Source organism: Variovorax ginsengisoli, from assembly GCF_030811835.1.
Classification (GTDB): Bacteria; Pseudomonadota; Gammaproteobacteria; order Burkholderiales; family Burkholderiaceae_C; genus Variovorax; species Variovorax ginsengisoli_C.
Window position 1 is genome coordinate 326,891 of record NZ_JAUSRO010000003.1, and the last position, 18,205, is coordinate 345,095.

The window sequence follows — 18,205 nt, forward strand, 5'->3', positions numbered from 1 at the left end:
CGCGGCAGGCACCGCATGCACGCTTCGTGTGCAAAACAGGCCCCAACTGAGGGACGGGTGCGCACTGTTCTACTACAGACCTCACAAACTGTACATATACATTTCCCCGCAATGCTGCCCCAATAACGGCTTCCGATCCACCTTCGCATCACAAAGCCCATGCAGCAACTTCCGAACTCCTTGGCGCGCCGTCTTTCCCGTTGGGGCATCGCCGCACTGCTGGTCGGCGCGGCCGCGTCGCCCGCGTTGGCGCAGACCACGCTCAAGATCATCCCGAGCAGCAACATCACGGTGCTCGACCCGATCTGGACGACCGCGTACGTGACGCGCAACTTCGGCTACATGGTCTACGACACCTTGTTCGCGACCGACCTCGAAGGCCACATCAAGCCGCAAATGGTCGACAAGTGGAAGGTGTCGGCGGACAACAAGACCTGGACCTTCACGTTGCGCGATGGCCTGGAGTTCCATGATGGCAAGCCAGTCACTGGCGAGGACGTGATTGCGTCGATCAAGCGCTGGGCCAGCCGCGACACCTTCGGTGCCCAGCTCGCCAAGAACACTGAGCGTTACGAAACGCCCGATGCCAAGACCTTCGTCATCGTGCTGAAGGAACCCTTCGGCCTGGTGCTCGAAGCGCTGGGCAAGCCCTCGTCCAATGTGCCTTTCATCATGCCCAAGCGGGTGGCCGACACACCCGGCGACGTGCAGATCAAGGAATCGATCGGCTCGGGCCCCTATGTGTTCAAGGCCGACGAGTTCCGCCCGGGCGAGCGCGTGGTGTTCACCAAGAACACGCGCTACAAGCCGCGTGCGGAAGCGCCATCGGGCACGGCGGGCGGCAAGAACGTGTATGTGGACCGCGTCGAGTGGCTCATCATCCGCGACGCACAGACCCAGATGAACGCGCTGCTCAATGGCGAGGCCGACATCCTGGAGCAGCCCGCGTTCGAGCAGTACGCCACGCTGCGCACCAACCCGGACATCAAGCTGGTCGACGCCCAGCCGGCCGGCAACCAGTTCATCCTGCGCTTCAACTTCCTGCAGCCTCCCTTCAACAACGAAAAGGTGCGTCGCGCCGCGATGCTGGCCTTGGGCCAGGAGGCCTTCCTGCGCACCCAGGTCGGCACGCCGGGCCTCACGCGCTACTGCAAGAGCATGTTCCCGTGCGGCACGCTGTTCGAGTCGGAGCAGACCGGCGAGTACACCGGCGTTGCAAACCCGACCAAGGCCAAGGCGCTGCTGGCCGAAGCCGGCTACAAGGGCGAGCCCGTGGTGCTGATGCGCCCGACCGACAACCCCACCATCGGCAAGCTGCCGCTGGTGGCCAAGCAGCAGTTGGAGCAGGCCGGTTTCAAGGTCGACATGCAGGCGATGGACTGGTCGACGCTGGTCGCGCGCCGCGCCAAGAAGGACGCGCCTTCGGCCGGCGGCTGGAGCGCCTTCATGACCTCGTGGACCGCGTCGGACATCCTCAACCCGATCACCATGGCGATGATGAACGCCACCGGCGACAAGGGGTGGTTCGGCTGGCAGACCGACGCCAAGCTCGAAGAGATCAAGGTCCAGTTCACGCAGGCCAAGACCGACGCCGAGAAGAGGAAGCTGGCCGCCGCCGCCCAGTTGCGCGCCTTCGAGACCGCGACCCACGTGCCGGTCGGCCAGTACAACCAGCCTGCTGCCGTGCGCAAGAACATCGACGGCCTGGTGCCGGCGGGTGCCCAGGTGTACTGGAACATCAAGAAGCAATAAGCCACACCACCTGAAGACGGTGCGCCTGGCGCGCGCCGTCTTTGTCCGGAGTTTTTCCCATGCTGAATTTTCTCGGCAAGCGCCTGCTCGCCACCGTGCCCGTGCTGCTGGTCGTGGCCATTGCGATCTTCATGATCGTGCGGCTCACACCCGGCGATCCGGCGGCGGTCATCGGCGGCAACAGTGCCACCAACGAAGACCTCGATCGCATTCGCGTGCAGCTCGGCCTGACCAAACCCCTGTGGGAGCAATTCGCGATCTGGGGCGGCGGCGTGCTGCGCGGCGATCTTGGCTTTTCGTTCTTCCTCAACAAGCCGGTGACCGAACTCATCGGACAGCGCATGGAGCCCACGCTCTCGCTGGCGGCCGGCACGCTGCTGCTGGCGGTGCTGATCGCGCTGCCGCTGGGCACGCTTGCTGCGTGGCGCATGGGCGGCTGGCTCGACAAGGCGGTGATGGCATTCTCGGTCGCCGGTTTCTCGGTGCCGGTGTTCGTGGTCGGCTATGTGCTCATCTACCTGCTGTCGATGAAGCTGCAGTGGTTTCCGGTGCAGGGTTATCGGCGTATCGCCGACGGCGTGTGGCCATGGATGCACCAGCTCATGCTGCCCTGCCTGACACTGGCCATCACCTATGTGGCACTTCTGTCTCGCGTGACGCGCGCCGCTGTCAGCGAGGCGCTGACCGAGGACTACATCCGCACCGCGCGGGCCAAGGGCATTACCGAGCTGCAGGTGCTCAAGCACCATGCGCTGCGCAATGCGGCGGTGCCCGTGGTCACGGTGATCGGCGTCAGCGCGGCCCTGCTGCTGGGCGGCGTGGTCGTCACTGAAACCGTGTTTGCGATTCCCGGCCTCGGCCAGCTCACCGTGGACGCCGTGCTCAACCGGGACTTCCCCGTGCTGCAGGGCGTGGTGCTCTTCTTCGCGCTGGTCTATGTCGGCGTGAACCTGCTGGTGGACCTGAGCTACCTCTTTCTCGACCCTCGTATCCGGTACTGACATGGGCAATCTCCACAAACTCTGGCGCAACACGGCGGTGCGCGGTGGCGTGATCGTGCTGGTCGCGCTCGCCCTGATGGGCATCTTCGCGCCGTGGCTGGGCACCTTCGACCCTTCCGCCATGGACCCGAGCTTCATTTCGGTAGAAGCCGGCACCACGGGGCAGGTGACCTTGCCCGACGGTACGCAGATTGCGCACACCTTCTGGATGGGCAGCGACAGCGTGGGGCGCGACGTGTGGAGCCGTGTGCTCTATGGCACCCGCATCTCGATGGCCGTCGGTCTGCTGACGGCACTGGTCGCCATCGTCTTCGGCTGCCTGCTGGGCATGCTGGCGGGTTACTTCCGCGCGATCGATGCGGTGCTCATGCGTGTGATGGACGGCGTGATGGCCATCCCGGCCGTGCTGCTGGCGATCACGCTGGTCGCCGTGCTGGGCGCCAGCCTGCCGACGGTGGTGCTTGCCATTGCCGTACCCGAGGTGCCGCGCGTCACGCGCCTGGTGCGTGCGCTGGTGATGAGCCTGCGCGACGAGCCCTTTGTCGAGGCCGCGCGCGCGCTGGCCACCGCCGACTTCACCATCCTCTGGCGCGACATCCTGCCCAACGCGCTCGCGCCGCTGATCGTCCAGGGCACCTTCATCGCAGCCTCCGCGGTGCTCACCGAGGCGATCCTGAGTTTCCTCGGTCTGGGCCTGCCGTCGGACGTGCCGACCTGGGGGAACATCATGGCCGAAGGCCGCGTGCAGTTCTCGCAGAGCCCCGGCAATGTGCTGTTTCCGGCCCTGTTCCTCGTGCCCACCGTGCTCGCCATCAACATGCTGGGTGACGGCCTGCGCGACGTGCTGGATCCGAAGTTCTCCAAACGCGTCTGAGGCGACCCATCATGAACGACCATCCACACCCGGAACAACCCGGCGCCATCCTCGACGTGCAGGGCCTGCAGGTTGCGCTGCCATCCGATGCCGACCGACCCTTTGCCATCGAACGGCTCGACCTGCGCATCGACGCTGGCCGCACCTTGTGCATCGTCGGCGAGTCCGGCTCGGGCAAGTCGGTGCTGGCCACCACGGTGATGGGGCTGATCGCCAAAGGCCTGACGCCTGCGGCCGGCCGCATCGTGCTGGCGGGCGAAACCATCTTCGACCAAGGTCGCTACGTGGCTGACCGCCGCCTGCGCGAACTGCGCGGCACCGGCATGGGCATGGTGTTCCAGGAGCCGATGACGGCGCTGAACCCCGTGCTCACCTGTGGAGAACAGGTCGATGAGCTGCTGCGCACCCACACGCCATGGGGTGCGGCCGAGCGCCGCACGCACATCCTTGCGATCTTCGAGCGCGTGCGCCTGCCCGACCCGGCGCGCATCTTTGCCAGCTACCCGCACCAGCTCTCGGGCGGCCAGCGCCAGCGCATTGTGATCGCGATGGCGATCATCCTGAAGCCGCGCCTGCTGATCTGCGACGAGCCGACCACCGCGCTCGACGTGACCACGCAGGCGGAGATTCTCAAGCTCATCGCCGAGCTGCAGGCCGAGCAGGGCAGCGCCGTGCTCTTCATCACCCACGACATGGGGGTGGTCGCGGAAATCGCCGACGACGTGATGGTCATGCACCGCGGTGTGCTGGTCGAGCAGGGTGCTTGCGATCAGGTGCTTCGCCGTCCGCGCGAAGCCTACACGCGCATGCTGCTCGACGCCGTGCCCGGCATGACGCCGCCACCCGCGCGGCCTGTGGCCCAAGGCAAGCCGCTGCTCACGGGCGTGGGTGTCGGCAAGGTCTATGTCCGGCGCGACTGGCTGGGCCGCAGCAAGCACAACACCGCGCTGCAGGACGCAAGCGTGGCGGTGCATCGCGGCGAAACGGTGGGCGTGGTGGGCGAGTCCGGTTCGGGCAAGTCGACCTTCGCTCGCTGCATGATCCGGCTGATCGACCCCACGGCGGGTGAGGTGCGTTGGGGCGATACCGCGGTGCAGTCGCTCTCGGAAGGGCGGTTGCGCCCGATGCGCTCGCGGGTGCAGGTGGTCTTCCAGGACCCCAATCGTTCACTCAATCCCCGTCGCACTGTCGGCTCCTCGATGGTCGAGGGCGCGATGAACTTCGGCATGGACAAGCTGCATGCGCGCCGCACGGCCGAAGAGCTGATGGACCGCATCCAGCTGCCGCGCACCGCGCTCGAACGCTACCCGCACCAGTTCTCCGGCGGCCAGCGCCAGCGCCTGGCCATCGCGCGCGCCATCGCCTGCCAGCCGCAGGTGCTGGTGGCCGACGAGGCGGTGTCGGCGCTCGACGTGTCGGTGCAGGCGCAGATCCTCGACCTGCTGCGCGAGATCCAACGCGACCTCGGCCTGGGCATCCTCTTCATCACGCACGACCTGCGTGTCGCGGCGCAGCTGTGCGACCGCGTGATCGTGATGAGCCAGGGCCGCATCGTCGAGCAGGGCCCCACGGGGCGCGTGTTCAACGCCCCCGAGAACGACTACACGCGCCGGCTGCTGGCCGCCGCACCGCGCGCCGAACTGGCGGGCCAACCGGTGACGACGGGCGCCTGATGCGGCGACCGTTCCTGTCATCGCCGCAGCTCAACGACCCCGCGTGGCGCCGCGAGTTCAGGCTGGGTTGCCGCGACATCCGGGGCCCGGCGCTGGGCACCCTGGCGATGGGCCTGGTGGCCGGCGTGGCGATGGCCAAGAGCGGCGTCGGCCTGGGCGTGATCCTCGGCATGTCGCTGCTGGTGTTCGCCAGCGCGTCGCAGCTGGCCTGCCTGCCGCTCATGGCCGCCGGTGCGCCGCTGTGGGTGATCGCTGCGACCGCCTGCGTGCTCAACCTGCGCTTCGTCGTTTTCAGCGTGAGCTGGCGGCGCTACTTCGGCGGGCACGGCCGGCCGCAGCGGGTGCTGCTGTCGTACCTGGCGGGCGACCCGGTGTACGCGCAGTTCGTGCAGCGGCATCCGGTGCCGTCGCCGACCGGCCGCGCGACCGTGGCGCAGCAGGGCTACTTCCTCGGCCTGGCGCTCACCAACTGGGCGGCCTGGCATGTGGCGTCGCTCGCAGGCATTTTTTTGGCCGACGCCATCCCGACCGCCTGGGGCCTGCGCTTCGTTGGCGTGCTCGCACTGCTCGCGCTCGCGCTGCCGATGCTGACCGACCGCGCGGTGCGCTGCTCGGCGCTGGCTGCCGCGTCGGTCGCGTTGGCCACGGCCTCGTGGCCGATGGGATTGAACGTGGTCGCAGCCATCGCCACCGCCTTCGTGGCCGGGCTCTGGGCCGACCGCCACTGGAACCTGCGCTGATGCATGCGGCCCATGGGGTGTACGCCTGGCTCGCGGTGCTGGCGCTGGTGTTGGTGACCGTGCTCACGCGCAGCTTCTTCCTGCTGCCCGACCGCGAGCCGCGCCTGCCCGGCTGGCTCCGCCAGGGTCTGCGCCATGCCCCGGTGGCCGCGCTGCTGGCGATGGTCGTGCCCGAGGTCTTCCTGAGCAACGGCCACCTGCTGGCCGACTGGCGCGACGCGCGCCTGTTCGCCGTGGCCGCGGCTTTGCTGTACTACCTGGCTCGGCGAAACGACGTGACCGGGACGATCCTGGCAGGGGCGGCTACGCTCATGCTGTTCAGGCTGGGGCTAGGCTGGCCTTGATTCGACAACTGAAAAGAAACGGAAACTGAAATGACGATGGCAATGAGCTGGTCCGAATGGGCGGACCACGATGCGGTGGCACTGGCCGAGCGGGTGCGCAAGGGCGACGTGAGCCCGGCTGAGCTGGCGGCGCAGGCGAAGGCGGCCATCGACAAGGTCAACGGCCCGCTCGATGCGGTGGTCGAGGTGTTCGATGACGCCGTGGCCGACCCGGTGGGCAACGGCACGAACACCGATGGCACCTTCGCTGGCGTGCCTTACCTGATGAAGGACCTGGGCCCCACGCTCAAGGGCCGACTGCAGGAATTCGGTTCGATGCTGATGCAGGGCCACCGCCCGGCCGAAGACAGCTTCCTCACCGGCAAGATCCGCCAGGCGGGGCTGAACATCATGGGCCGCACCACCACGCCCGAGTTCGGTGTGTGCAGCTCTGCGGAAAACGCGCTGTACGTCACGCGCAACCCCTGGGACACCGCCTACACCACCTATGGCTCCTCGGCCGGCACGGGTGCCATCGTGGCCGCGGGCGTGCTGCCGATGTCGCACGCCACCGACGGCGGCGGCTCGATCCGCATCCCGGCCGGCGCCAACGGCAACATCGGCCTGAAAGTTTCGCGCGGTGTGTTCTCGCTGGCACCGAACCTGTCGGACCTGTCGGGCCTGGTGTCGATCCAGGGTTGTCACAGCCGCACGGTGCGCGACACCGCGGCCTTCGTCGACCAGTGCCGCGGCGGCGCACCGGGCGAGTTCATGCCCTTCTGGTCGCCGGCCGAGCCCTACAGCGAACTCATCAAGAAGGACCCGGGCCGTCTGCGCATCGCGCTGTCGCACGAGTGGGGCGACTACCGCGCCGTGCCGCATTTCGTGGCCGAGCTGGAGCGCGTCGGCCGCTTCCTCGAAGGGCTGGGCCACCACGTCGAGTGGGCGCTGCCCAAGGTCGACTTCCAGACCGCCTTTGCCGCGCAGACGACCTGCTACATCAGCAACTTCGCGCAGGTCATCGCCGGCCAGATCGCGCGCCTGGGCCACGAGCGCCCGCCGGCCGATCTGCTCGAGCCGATCAACATCAAGATCTGGGAAGCGGGCCTCGACACCACCTACGGCGAGCGCTCGAAGATGCAGGCGGTGTTCAACACCACCTCGCGCGCCTTCGGCAACTTCTTCGAGGACTGGGACATCATCCTCACGCCGGTGACCGCGCTGCCCACACCCAAGGTCGGCACCACCGAATACCTCACGGTCAGCGACAACCCGTCCGTCTACGACTGGTTCGGAAACCTCTGGAAGAACTTCGCCTACACCCCGCTGGCCAACCTGTGCGGCATGCCCGGCATCTCGCTGCCACTGGCGGCGCAGGAAAACGGTCTGCCGCTGGGGATCCAGGCGCAGGCGCGCCAGGCCAACGATGGGTTGCTGCTGCAACTGGCCGCGCAGATCGAGCGGGCCATCGGGGGCAAATGGAATGCGGGACAACGCCCCAGCGTGCACGTCGCTGGCGCTTGAACGCTTGAACGCTTGAACGCGCGGACCTGCTGGCCTGGTCGCGGCTCAGGGCAGCAGGTCGAGCAGGCGTGCGAGGAGGCGTGCCAGCGCGACCAGTGCCTCCCATAACGCGCCCAGATGGCGCAGGAAGTCCATGAACGCCGACGGCTCAGCCTTCAGGCGCTTCGAATGAGAACCCGACGCCGTAGACCGACCGGATCCAGTCGTGCGTGGGCGCGGCAGCGGCCAGCTTGCGACGCAGGTTCTTGATGTGGCTGTCGACGGCACGCTCTGTGACGTCGTCCGACGGCTCGTAAGCCAGCTCGAGCAACTGGCCGCGCGAGAAAATCCGGCCAGGATGCCGTGCCAGGGCCTGCAACAGGCGGAATTCGCGCCGCGTGAGTTGGAGCGGGGTGCCTTGGATGCTGGCCTGCCATTGGTCCTCGTCGAGCACCAGTGCCGACTCGGCGAGGTCGGCGGGGGCGCTGGGGCTGGCGCGTCGCAGCACCGCGCGCACCCGTGCCACCACCTCGCGCGGCGAGAAGGGTTTGCAGATGTAGTCGTCAGCGCCCAGTTCCAGGCCCACCAGCCGGTCCACTTCCTCGATGCGTGCGGTCAGCAGAATGATCGGATGGTTGGTGCGCGCACGTGCGCCGCGCAGCACACCCAGCCCGTCGAGCTCGGGCAGCATGAGGTCGAGCAGCGTGAGATCGGGCGGTGCGGCAAGAATGCGGGCCAGCCCGGTTCGACCGTCGGCAGCATGTTCGGTCTCGTAGCCTGCGTGGCGCAAGTAGTCCTGCAGCACCGAGGCGATGTCGGCATCGTCTTCGACGATCAGAATTCGATTTTTCATGGGCACAGCGGCGTCTCAGTTGTCGGCGATCAATGGCAGCGTCAATGTGATCCCCAGGCCGCCCAGCGGCGAGGCCGAGGCTTCGATCGTGCCGCCATGCTGCTCGATCAGGGTTCGGCAAATGGACAGGCCCAATCCGGAGCCGCCCACGTTCATGTCTGCGTCGCGGACCTGGCGGCTGCGCGAAGCGTCGCCCCGGTACAGCCGGTCGAAGAGCCGCTGCAGTTCATGCGCTGCCGGGCCGGGCGCGCTGTCGTCGAAGCGCAGCACCAGGCACATGGCATCGGGCGCACCCTGCACGCGTGCGCCGAGCTGGAGCTGACCACCGGCATCTGTGTAGGCCAGGGTGTTTTCCAGGAGGTTCATGAACACCTGGTGGAGCCGGCGCGGATCGCCCATCACCATCGGCTGGCGAGCGGTGAGTTCGTCGAGGCCTTGGGTGTCAAGCGTGATGGCACGCTGCGCAAAACGCTCACGTGCCAGCGCCAGCGTCTCGTGCAGCAAGGCCAGCGGAAACACCGGAACGAGGCTGGCGGCAATGCCCTCGGGTTCATGCATGCTGCTGCGCAGGTCGTCGACCAGTTGGCCCAGGCGCATGACCTGCCGGTGCAGCCGCAGGGCCGTCTTGTCGTCGAAGGTCCGGATGCCGTCCTGCAGCGCTTCGATTTCAGCGCGCATCGCTGCCAGGGGGGTGCGAAGCTCGTGCGCCACGTCGGCCAGCCACGCCCGGCGCGAGGCCTCGATGGTGTCGAGCCGCTCGGCCATCGAGTTGAACGTGTGGCCGAGGAGGGCGAGTTCGTCGGAGCCGCGCGGCGTCACGCGGGTGTCCAGGCGCCCGCGTGCAATGCTCTTGGCGCCCTGGGTCAACTCGTCGATCGGGGTGAACCAGTGGCGCGCCAGCAGCCAGGAGAGGATGAGCGCGATGATCAGGCCGACACCGCCGGTCAGGGCGATGACGTTGGACTGGCGCGCCACGAAGGCGCGATCGGCTTCACTTTCGAGTTCCTGCAGCGGTGCCAGTAAAAGGGTGCCGATGACGCGGCCGTCATGCAGCAAGGGCAGGCGTGCGGCCTCATTGACGTCCACCGATGCCCCCGCCACGTGCTTGTCGGCAGCGTCGATCACTTCCAGGCGCTGGTAGATCGCATCGCGCCCCCGGATGAAAGGCGGTGGAATGAAGCGCGGCTGCATGCTGCCGTCCGGTGGTGCATTCGCCCCCTCGGGCGGCGGCGTATTTCCCTCGTCGGGCGGTGGACCGCCCGGCGGCATGCCACGGTGGCGTTCAAACTCGGGCGCGTCACCGCCATCGTTCCTCGTGGGGCGCGGCAGCACCGACCGTTCGGCACGAACGGTGTCCCAGTTGCCGTGTACGGCGTACTTCTTCTGAAGGATTTCGGCGAGCCAATCCATGCGGCGGATTTCGATTTCCGCCACATAGGGACCCAGGCCGCGTTGCAGCCCGAGGATGGAGAAGCTGGCAAAGATCAGCAGCAGCAACGCGAGCAGCGTCGCCATGGCCAGGAAGACCTTCTTGGACAGCGTCAGGCGGGACGTCGGAAGACGCGGGAAACGGACTCGCATTCGCCTGATCATGGAACCACAATTCGGAGAAACATTGAGTGCCGCCAGCGCCAGGCCGTCAGCCGCCTGAGCGTTCGAGCGCGCGCGTCAGGCGAACGAGAAGAAGCAGCGGAACGGCGTACGCCTGTCGCCCCACTGGTCTGCCGCGTCGCGGAAGATGTCGAGCAACTGCTCGCGGTCTTCCTTGTCGAACTTGGCCGTGACCGGGATCTGTTCGAGCACGACCACGAAGCCGGGTTGCGGCATCGATTTGGGCAGCACGCCAGTGAGCGCGCTCGACAGCGTGCTCAGGCTCTTGGAAGCTTCGGGGCGCAGCGCAAATTGCTGCACGAGACTGTCAAGGACTTCCTGCTTGGTCTGCGCGTCGCGCAGGTTGGCACGCAGGAAAACCTGTCCTTCCTCTTCGGCCGCTCCTTGGAGATCGTCCACACGCAGTGCGCGGATCGACTGGACGATGTTCGGGCGCATGGTGCGCAAGGACAGTGTGATTTCGCTCAATTCCATCGGTAATCTATTCGGAGAGGGGGCGTAACTCTATTCGAGAACGGGGTTTTCTGCGAATCGAGGGGCTTTGCGTTTTGCCCGACATCGAGTAAGGCGACGCGGCGCACAGCGAACGGTGAGTGCGTCCGCGAGATGCGCTCCTACCGGGTAAGTCCGGAGCCCACGCGGATCGGGGCGCATTGTTTTGATTATGAACCATAACGATAATTTGGTTTGAGCAGCACCCCGGCCCGGCTCTTTCAACCACAACCAGGAGACATCGCATGCAAACTTCCTCTTCCCTTAGACCCCTAATCCCTTCGCGCCGTGGCCTGTTGCTGGCTGGACTCGCTACAGCAGGCGCTGGCGCCTTGGGCGCTGCGGCGTCGGCGGCGGAACTGCCATCCACGCCCACAACCGCCACCATTCCCATGGCGTTGCCGCGCTCCGAATTCGTGTACGAGTCGATCGTCGACCTCGCACCCACGTTGCAACTGGGGGCTTCCCCGTTTGGCGACCGGCGCATGGTGCCCATCGTCGGCGGCACGTTCGAGGGCCCGGGCCTGCGAGGCAAGGTGATGGCCGGCGGGGCCGATCGGCAGTTGGTGCGGCGCGATGGCTCTGTCAACCTGGACGCGGTGTACGAACTCCAGACCGACGACGGCGTGATCATCTCCGTGCGCAACCGCGTGCTGTCGCGGCCTGCGCGCGACGCGACGCCGCGCTACGTGTTCTCCACGTTGGAGATCACCGCGCCCGAAGGCCGCTACGGCTGGATCAACGATTTCGTCTACGTCGGCACGCTCAACAGCATGCGGCCGCAGCGCGACGCCGTGGTGATCCGGGTCTACAAGCTTGTTTAGGACTCATGTTTGTTGACACTCGAACAAATGAAAAGTAATGTAATGTGACGCCGCGCTGTTTCCTCTGCCGCGCAACCGCTTCATTGACCTTTCATTCTTCGACTGTGAAACCATGAAAATTGCGATTCTGGGTGGTGGACACGGCGCTTATGCGGCCGCTGCGGATCTGGCGGAAGCGGGGCATGCGGTACGACTGTGGCGGCGCGACGCGGTGGCGTTGCAGGCGGTGATCGACGCCGGCGGCATCACGTTGAAGGACGCGGCGGGGCCCCGCGAGGTGCGCATTTCGCTGGCGACCGCCGACATCGGTGCAGCGCTGCAGGGTGCCGAGCTCATCGTCGTTCCAGGGCCCGCTACCGCACAAGAGGACATTGCGCGCGCCATGGCGCCGCACCTCGTCGATGGTCAGGTCGTGTTCCTGCCGCCGGGCACTTTCGGCAGCTACGTGATGGCACGCGCGGTGGCGCAGATGGGCAGCCGTGCCGACGTGGCCTGGGCAGAAACCGGCACGCTGCCCTACCTTGCACGCAAGCACGGCGAACGCGAGGTCAATGTGACCGTGCGAGCGCTGCGCCTGCCCACCGGCGTCTACCCGGCGCGCAAGTCCGCGGCAGCGATCCAGGTCATCCGCCAAGCCTACCCGAGCGTGCATGCGTGCGGCGACGCGCTGTCGGGCGCGCTCATGAATGCAGGCCCGGTGATCCATCCGCCCCTGATGGTCATGAACGCGGCGCCGCTGCAGCACTTCGAGCGTTGGGACATCCACAACGAAGGCACGCAGCGCGCGGTGCGCGACGTGACCGACCGGCTCGACCTGGAACGCATCGCCGTTCGCGAGGCCTGGGGCATGGGCGCGCCGCACTATCCACTGGCCGACCATTACGACAACGACCGCTGGATGTATGGGGACGCGCACAAGCAGCTCGTGAAGTCGGGTGACTGGCGCGAGAACATCGACCTCCATACCCACCGCTACATCACCGAGGACACCGAGCTGGGCCTCGCGTTCCTGGCTTCCGCGGCACGGCATGCGGGCGTGGAGGCGCCCATCGCGCACGGCCTGCTGGCCATTGCGGGTGGCTTTCTCCAACGCGACCTGCGGCAAGGACCTCGCACTTTCGAAGCGCTCGGCCTGGCCGAACTGACGGCTGCGCAGATCCGCGAGAGGCTGCACGATGGCGAATGAACAACACCCGCGCGTGGTGGCTGTCGGCGCCGGCCGCATGGGGCGCGGCATCGCCATCGCCTTTGCCTACGCAGGCCACCGCATCGCGCTCGTCGACTTGCGTGAGCGCAGCGACGAAGACTGGGCTCGGCTGCAGGCCGAAGCGGCGGCCGAGATCGAAGGCAGCCTGCGCGGCTTGAGCGCGTTGGGTGCCATCGACGCAGCACAGGTCGGCGCCATCGCCGAGCGCGTGGTTTACGTGCGCGCGAGCGATGCCCCGGCCTTCCTGGGCGCAGCCGAACTGGTGTTCGAAGGCGTGCCCGAAACCATGGCCGCCAAGCGCGATGCATTCGCGCAGCTCAACCTGCATTGCAGCGACGAGGCGATCCTCACCTCCACGACGAGTTCGATCCTGGTCACCCAACTCGCGTCGCTCGTGCGTCGGCCGGAGCGCTTTCTGAACATCCATTGGCTCAACCCGGCTTACGTGATCCCGGTGGTCGAACTCAGCTGCCATCCGGGCACCGACCCGGCTGTGCTGGCACGTGCCAAGGCGCTGCTCGAAGCCATCGGCAAGCTGCCGGTGGTGTGCGGTGCCTCGCCCGGCTACATCGTGCCGCGGCTGCAGGCGCTGGTGATGAACGAGGCCGCGCGGATGATCGAGGAGGGCGCCGCCACGGCGGAGGAGATTGACAAGGCCACACGCTATGGACTGGGCCTTCGGTTCGCCGCGCTGGGCGTGGTCGAGTTCATCGATTTCGGCGGCTGCGACATCCTGCATCACGCGAGCCGCGAAATGTCGGCCTCGCTCAGCCCCGAACGTTATGCGGCACCCGCCATCGTCGAGCGCATGGTGTCCGAGGGGCGTCTCGGATTGAAGACAGGCAACGGTTTCTACGACTACGCAGGCCGCGACGTGGCGGCCTACCGGGCCGACGTGCTGACCCGCACGCTCGGCATGCTCCGGCATGCGGGGCTCTGGCAGCCGCCAGCCGACCAGAGCGTGTCGTAGCAAGCGAAAGACGGCAACCGCCTTTCGCTTTCAGTCGGCACCTTCTGCACCCTCCGCCGCATCGCCCGGCGCCTGCGCGTGCAGGTCGATCATGCGGCGCAGCGTGGCCTTGAGGTCTTCGGCGCGTTGCAGGCCGAAGGGTTCCAGCACGCGGCGTTCGTGCTCGCGTGCGAGCTCCATCAGATGCTCGACCGACTTCGCGCCCTGGGGCGTGATGCGCACCAAGGTGATACGGCGATCACTGTCATGGGGCAGGCGTTCGATCTGCTGGCGTGCTTCCATGCGGTCGAGCAGCCGGGTGACGGTCGGCTGCTTGGTCACCGTGACCTGGGCGAGCCGTCCGATGCTCACCGCTTCGCCGCCGGCGAGCGATGCCATCACGCGCCATTCGGACACTGAAAACCCTTGCTGGCGCGCGACTTCGTGGAACTCCGAGGAGATCAGCAGGCTGGCCTGTGCGAGCAGTGCCGGCAGGTAGTCGTCGACGAAGCGAGGCGCCGGTGCGGGTGCCGACGGATTCGTCTCCACATCTGGCTTTCCGGGCACGCTGCTTGCATGTCTAGGGTAATTCATGATTGTGAATACATTCAGTTGTAAACATTATATGAAGCGTGCATTCGACGGCGTCATGAGCGCTGCGGGCCGCCCCCACCGGTAACAAAGGAACCCCATGGCTGAACGTTCGTTCGTGGAGGAAGTCAAGAAGCTTCGGCTTTCGGGCGGCGAAGTCTTCAGTGGTGAAGGCATTCTGGCAGTGACCAAGGCGTTGCTCGAATCCGGTGTGTCTTACGTCGCGGGCTACCAGGGGTCGCCCATCTCCCATCTCATGGACGTGCTGGCGGACGCGCAGGACATCCTGGCCGACTACGGCATCCGTTTCGAGAACAGCGCCAGCGAAGCCACGGCAGCAGCCACGCTGGCCGCCTCGGTCAACTACCCGCTGCGCGGCGCGGTGACCTTCAAGGCCACGGTCGGCACCAACGTCGCGTCGGACGCCTTGGCCAACCTGGCTTCGGGCGGCGTCGTCGGCGGAGCGCTCATCATCGTCGGCGAGGACTACGGCGAGGGCTCATCGATCATGCAGGAGCGCAGCCATGCGTTCGCCATGAAGTCGCAGATGTGGCTGCTCGACCCGCGTCCCAACCTCCCGTGCATCGTTCAGGCCGTCAAGGATGGCTTCGAGCTGTCGGAGGCGAGCCACACGCCGGTGATGCTGCAGTTGCGCATTCGCGCCTGCCATGTCCACGGCCACTTCATTGCAGGCGACAACCGGCGCGCGAAGTTCACGCTGCAGGACGCGCTGCAGACGCCCCAGCGCGACGTCAGCCGCATCGTGCTGCCGCCGGCGAGCTTTCTTCACGAGCAGGAAAAGGTGCAGGACCGCTGGCCCGCCGCGGTGCGCTTCATCGAAGAACGCCAGCTCAACGAGTTCTTCTCGGCGGACGCCGACGACGTCGGCATCATCGTGCAGGGCGGCTGCTACAACACGCTGCTGCGCGCGCTCGAACGCCTGGGCCTGGCCGACGTGTACGGCAACACCCGCATGCCGCTCTACGTCATGAACGTGGCCTATCCGCTCATCGACAGCGAGGTGCTGCGCTTCTGCGAAGGCAAGCGCGCGGTGCTGGTGGTCGAGGAAGGCCAGCCCAATTTCGTCGAACAGAATCTGGCGAGCATCCTGCGACAGGCCGGCTCGACCACCGTGCTGCATGGCAAGGACACGCTGCCGGTGGCGGGCGAATACACCGCGTCGGAACTGCTCAAGGGTGCGCGCAGCTTTGGCGAGCGCTACGGCCGTTTGCAGCCGTTGCCCGTGCCCCCGCCCGTGCGCAAGGTCTTCGCGCTGAAGGAGGTTTCGGCGGTGGGGGTCGACGATGGGCCTGCGCCGGCGGTGCTTGGCCCGCTCGCCGATAGCGTGAACGGCCGTCCGCCGGGCTTTTGCACGGGCTGCCCGGAACGGCCGATCTTCACGGCGATGAAGCTGGTCGAACGCGAACTGGGCACGCATCACGTGAGCGCGGACATCGGCTGCCACCTGTTCTCCATCCTGCCGCCTTTCCACATCGGCGCGACCACCATGGGCTACGGCCTGGGCACGGCCAGCGCGGCCGCCTTCGGCCGGCCCGATGGCAAGCGCGCGATCTCGGTGATGGGCGACGGCGGCTTCTGGCACAACGGCCTGACCAGCGGCATCGCCAACGCGGTGTTCAACCGCAGCGACAACCTGACCATCGTGGTTGACAACAACTACACATCGGCCACGGGCGGACAGGACATCCTGTCGTCGACCGCGCTGAATCCGACGCGCAGCACCGGCCACGAGATCGAGCGCGCCGTGCGCGGCGTCGGCGTGAAATGGGTCAGGACGCTGCGCCGCACCTACGACGTGGCGGGCATGCGCGACCTGTTGCGCGAGGCACTCACGACCAAGGAAGCGGGACCGAAGGTGCTGATCGCGCAGTCCGAATGCATGCTCAACAAGCAGCGCCGCGAGAAGCCTCTGGTGCGCAAGGCGATCGCCGACGGCAAGCGCGTGGTGCGCGAGAAGTTCGGCGTGGACGCCGACACCTGCACTGGCGACCATTCGTGCATCCGCCTGTCGGGCTGCCCGTCGCTGTCGATCAAGCCCAACCCCGATCCGCTGCGCACCGATCCGGTCGCGACCGTGCTCGACAGTTGCGTGGGCTGCGGCGTGTGCGGCGAGGTCTCCCATGCCGCCGTGCTGTGCCCGTCGTTCTACAAGGCACAGATCGTGAGCAACCCGAACCGCTGGGACCGCATGCGCGAACGCGTGCGTGCCGCCGTCATCGGCTGGCTGCAACGCGGCGATGCGCGACGCAGGGAGGCGTATGCGTTCTGAAATTCGACCCTGGGGGCGAGCCATGACCCAGCCGATCAAGCTCGCAATCCTGGCGATGGGCGGCGAAGGCGGCGGCGTGCTGGCCGACTGGATCGTCGACATGGGCGAGCACAACGGCTACATCGCGCAGACCACCTCGGTGCCGGGCGTGGCGCAACGCACCGGTGCCACCATCTACTACGTGGAGCTGTATCCGGCCGCGCAAGCGACGGCTGACGGCGGCCAACCCATCCTGGCACTGATGCCGCTGCCCGGCGACGTGGACGTGGTGCTGGCCTCCGAACTGATGGAGGCGGGCCGCGCAGTGCAGCGCGGCCTGGTCACCACCGACCGCACGACGCTGATCGCGTCGACCCATCGGGTGTATTCCATCGCGGAGAAGAGCGCGCTCGGCGACGGGCGGGTCGACAGCGCACAGCTGCTCGGCCATGCCGAGGCCGCCGCCCGGCGCTTCATTCGCTTCGACATGGCGCAGGCTGCAGAAGCTTCAGGCAGCGTGATCAGCGCCGTGCTCTTCGGCGCGCTGGCCGGTGCGGGCGTGCTGCCCTTTGCACGTGCGCAGTTCGAGGACACCATCACGCGCGGCGGCGTGGGCGTGCAGCCGAGCCTGAAGGCTTTCGCAACCGGCTTTGCGCGTGCTCAAGATCCGCTCGACCCAGCAACGCCGCAGCCGGCGGCCATGCCTGCGCCGCAGCCGCGCCATCCGGCCGTCCGCGCGCTGGTCGACCGCGTGCAGCAACGGTTCGAACCGGCGGCGCACTTCGTGCTGCTCGAAGGTGTGCGCCGCCTGATCGACTACCAGGACATCGACTATGCAGCGCTGTACCTGGACCGCATGGCCGGCATCGCCGCCTTGCCTGCGGTCGCCGACACGCCGCAGCTGGTGATCGAAACGGGGCGCCACCTCGCGCTGTGGATGTCGTATGAAGACACGGCCCGCGTCGCCGCATTGAAGACGCGCGCCACCCGCTTCGAGCGCGTGCGCGGCGAGGCGAGTGTCAAGAGCGGCCAGATCCTCGCGATCAACGAATACATGCATCCGCGCCTGCAGGAGATCTGCGAGACGCTGCCTGCGGGCATCGGCCGCTGGCTGATGCGCTCGTCGCTGCCGCGCCGGCTGGTGGAGAAGCTGACGCAGCATGGCCGTGTAATCCAGACCAGCTCGGTGCACGGCTACCTGATGCTGCGCACCGTGGCGGGCATGAAGCGCTGGCGTCGTTCCACGATGCGCTATGCGGAAGAAAACCGCCGCATCGAGGCCTGGCTCGCCTGCATCGCCGACACCGCGGACCGCAACCCGGCGCTCGCCGTCGAGGTGGCTCAGTGCCAGCGGCTGGTCAAGGGCTACAGCGATACGCACACGCGCGGCACCCTGAACTACGACACGCTGATGGCGGCGCTCGAGCGCGCCGGCAGCAATCTGGCGCCCGCCACACTGCGTGAGCTGCGCGACGCAGCGCTCGCCGACGAGCATGGCAACCAGCTGCGGGCGGCACTCGCGCGTCACGCGCTGGCCTGATCG

General features: G+C 67.0%; 16 protein-coding genes. 12 read left to right on the forward strand and 4 right to left on the reverse strand.

Features of this window, described 5'->3' with window-relative positions; all coding sequences use genetic code 11:
• Positions 1–159: 159 nt before the first annotated feature.
• The 7 genes from J2W36_RS05785 to J2W36_RS05815 are packed head-to-tail and all read left to right on the forward strand — an operon-like array spanning position 160 to position 7,887.
• Positions 160–1,752 carry an ABC transporter substrate-binding protein gene (locus J2W36_RS05785; RefSeq protein ID WP_307688728.1) on the forward strand — a complete coding sequence of 531 codons (1,593 nt, stop codon included), beginning with the start codon at positions 160–162 and terminating at the stop codon, positions 1,750–1,752.
• A gap of 59 nt (positions 1,753–1,811) precedes the next feature.
• Entirely contained in the window at positions 1,812–2,753 is a 942-nt protein-coding gene (locus tag J2W36_RS05790; RefSeq protein ID WP_307688729.1) for an ABC transporter permease, read from the forward strand.
• Position 2,754: 1 nt separating this feature from the next.
• Entirely contained in the window at positions 2,755–3,627 is an 873-nt protein-coding gene (locus J2W36_RS05795) for an ABC transporter permease (protein ID WP_307688730.1), read from the forward strand.
• A gap of 11 nt (positions 3,628–3,638) precedes the next feature.
• Entirely contained in the window at positions 3,639–5,300 is a 1,662-nt protein-coding gene (locus tag J2W36_RS05800) for a dipeptide ABC transporter ATP-binding protein (protein ID WP_307688731.1), read from the forward strand.
• On the forward strand, positions 5,300–6,040 hold the full coding sequence (locus tag J2W36_RS05805; protein ID WP_307688732.1) for an AzlC family ABC transporter permease: 741 nt from the start codon (positions 5,300–5,302) through the stop codon (positions 6,038–6,040). Before J2W36_RS05800 ends, J2W36_RS05805 begins: the two co-directional genes overlap by 1 nt.
• Positions 6,040–6,384 (forward strand): AzlD domain-containing protein, encoded by a 345-nt coding sequence (locus J2W36_RS05810; protein ID WP_307688733.1) that lies wholly within the window; start codon positions 6,040–6,042, stop codon positions 6,382–6,384. The genes J2W36_RS05805 and J2W36_RS05810 overlap by 1 nt, the downstream gene beginning before the upstream one ends.
• Before the next feature lie 42 nt (positions 6,385–6,426).
• Complete coding sequence (locus J2W36_RS05815; protein ID WP_307688734.1) at positions 6,427–7,887, forward strand: amidase; 1,461 nt, start codon at positions 6,427–6,429, stop codon at positions 7,885–7,887.
• A 148-nt stretch (positions 7,888–8,035) separates the two neighbouring features.
• On the opposite strand, the gene J2W36_RS05820 is transcribed toward J2W36_RS05815, so the two are convergent.
• The 3 genes from J2W36_RS05820 to J2W36_RS05830 all read right to left on the reverse strand — a co-directional run bounded on the left by J2W36_RS05820 (position 8,036) and on the right by J2W36_RS05830 (position 10,804).
• Complete coding sequence (locus J2W36_RS05820) at positions 8,036–8,719, reverse strand: response regulator (RefSeq protein WP_307688735.1); 684 nt, start codon at positions 8,717–8,719, stop codon at positions 8,036–8,038.
• Positions 8,720–8,734: 15 nt separating this feature from the next.
• Positions 8,735–10,300, reverse strand: coding sequence for an ATP-binding protein (locus tag J2W36_RS05825; protein WP_307688736.1), 1,566 nt, complete (start codon positions 10,298–10,300; stop codon positions 8,735–8,737).
• Positions 10,301–10,387: 87 nt separating this feature from the next.
• Positions 10,388–10,804, reverse strand: a complete 417-nt coding sequence (locus tag J2W36_RS05830) for a barstar family protein (RefSeq protein WP_370869264.1) — start codon at positions 10,802–10,804, stop codon at positions 10,388–10,390.
• Positions 10,805–11,067: 263 nt separating this feature from the next.
• Between J2W36_RS05830 and J2W36_RS05835 the strand changes: the two genes are divergently transcribed.
• The 3 genes from J2W36_RS05835 (at position 11,068) to J2W36_RS05845 (ending at position 13,823) form a co-directional block, all read left to right on the forward strand.
• Entirely contained in the window at positions 11,068–11,646 is a 579-nt protein-coding gene (locus J2W36_RS05835; protein WP_307688738.1) for a DUF3237 domain-containing protein, read from the forward strand.
• Between the two features lie 112 nt (positions 11,647–11,758).
• Positions 11,759–12,832: an NAD/NADP-dependent octopine/nopaline dehydrogenase family protein gene (locus J2W36_RS05840; protein WP_307688739.1), complete on the forward strand. Its 1,074-nt coding sequence runs from the start codon at positions 11,759–11,761 to the stop codon at positions 12,830–12,832.
• Positions 12,822–13,823 carry a 3-hydroxybutyryl-CoA dehydrogenase gene (locus J2W36_RS05845; RefSeq protein ID WP_307688740.1) on the forward strand — a complete coding sequence of 334 codons (1,002 nt, stop codon included), beginning with the start codon at positions 12,822–12,824 and terminating at the stop codon, positions 13,821–13,823. The genes J2W36_RS05840 and J2W36_RS05845 overlap by 11 nt, the downstream gene beginning before the upstream one ends.
• A gap of 30 nt (positions 13,824–13,853) precedes the next feature.
• Here the strand turns inward: J2W36_RS05845 and J2W36_RS05850 are convergent, their stop codons facing one another.
• A complete protein-coding gene (locus J2W36_RS05850; RefSeq protein ID WP_307688741.1) occupies positions 13,854–14,396 on the reverse strand; it encodes a MarR family winged helix-turn-helix transcriptional regulator in 543 nt (180 codons plus the stop codon).
• A 97-nt stretch (positions 14,397–14,493) separates the two neighbouring features.
• Here J2W36_RS05850 and J2W36_RS05855 point away from each other — a divergent pair, with 97 nt between their 5' ends.
• A complete protein-coding gene (locus tag J2W36_RS05855; RefSeq protein ID WP_307688742.1) occupies positions 14,494–16,683 on the forward strand; it encodes a thiamine pyrophosphate-dependent enzyme in 2,190 nt (729 codons plus the stop codon).
• A gap of 22 nt (positions 16,684–16,705) precedes the next feature.
• Complete coding sequence (locus tag J2W36_RS05860) at positions 16,706–18,202, forward strand: indolepyruvate oxidoreductase subunit beta family protein (protein ID WP_307688743.1); 1,497 nt, start codon at positions 16,706–16,708, stop codon at positions 18,200–18,202.
• Positions 18,203–18,205 lie beyond the last annotated feature (3 nt).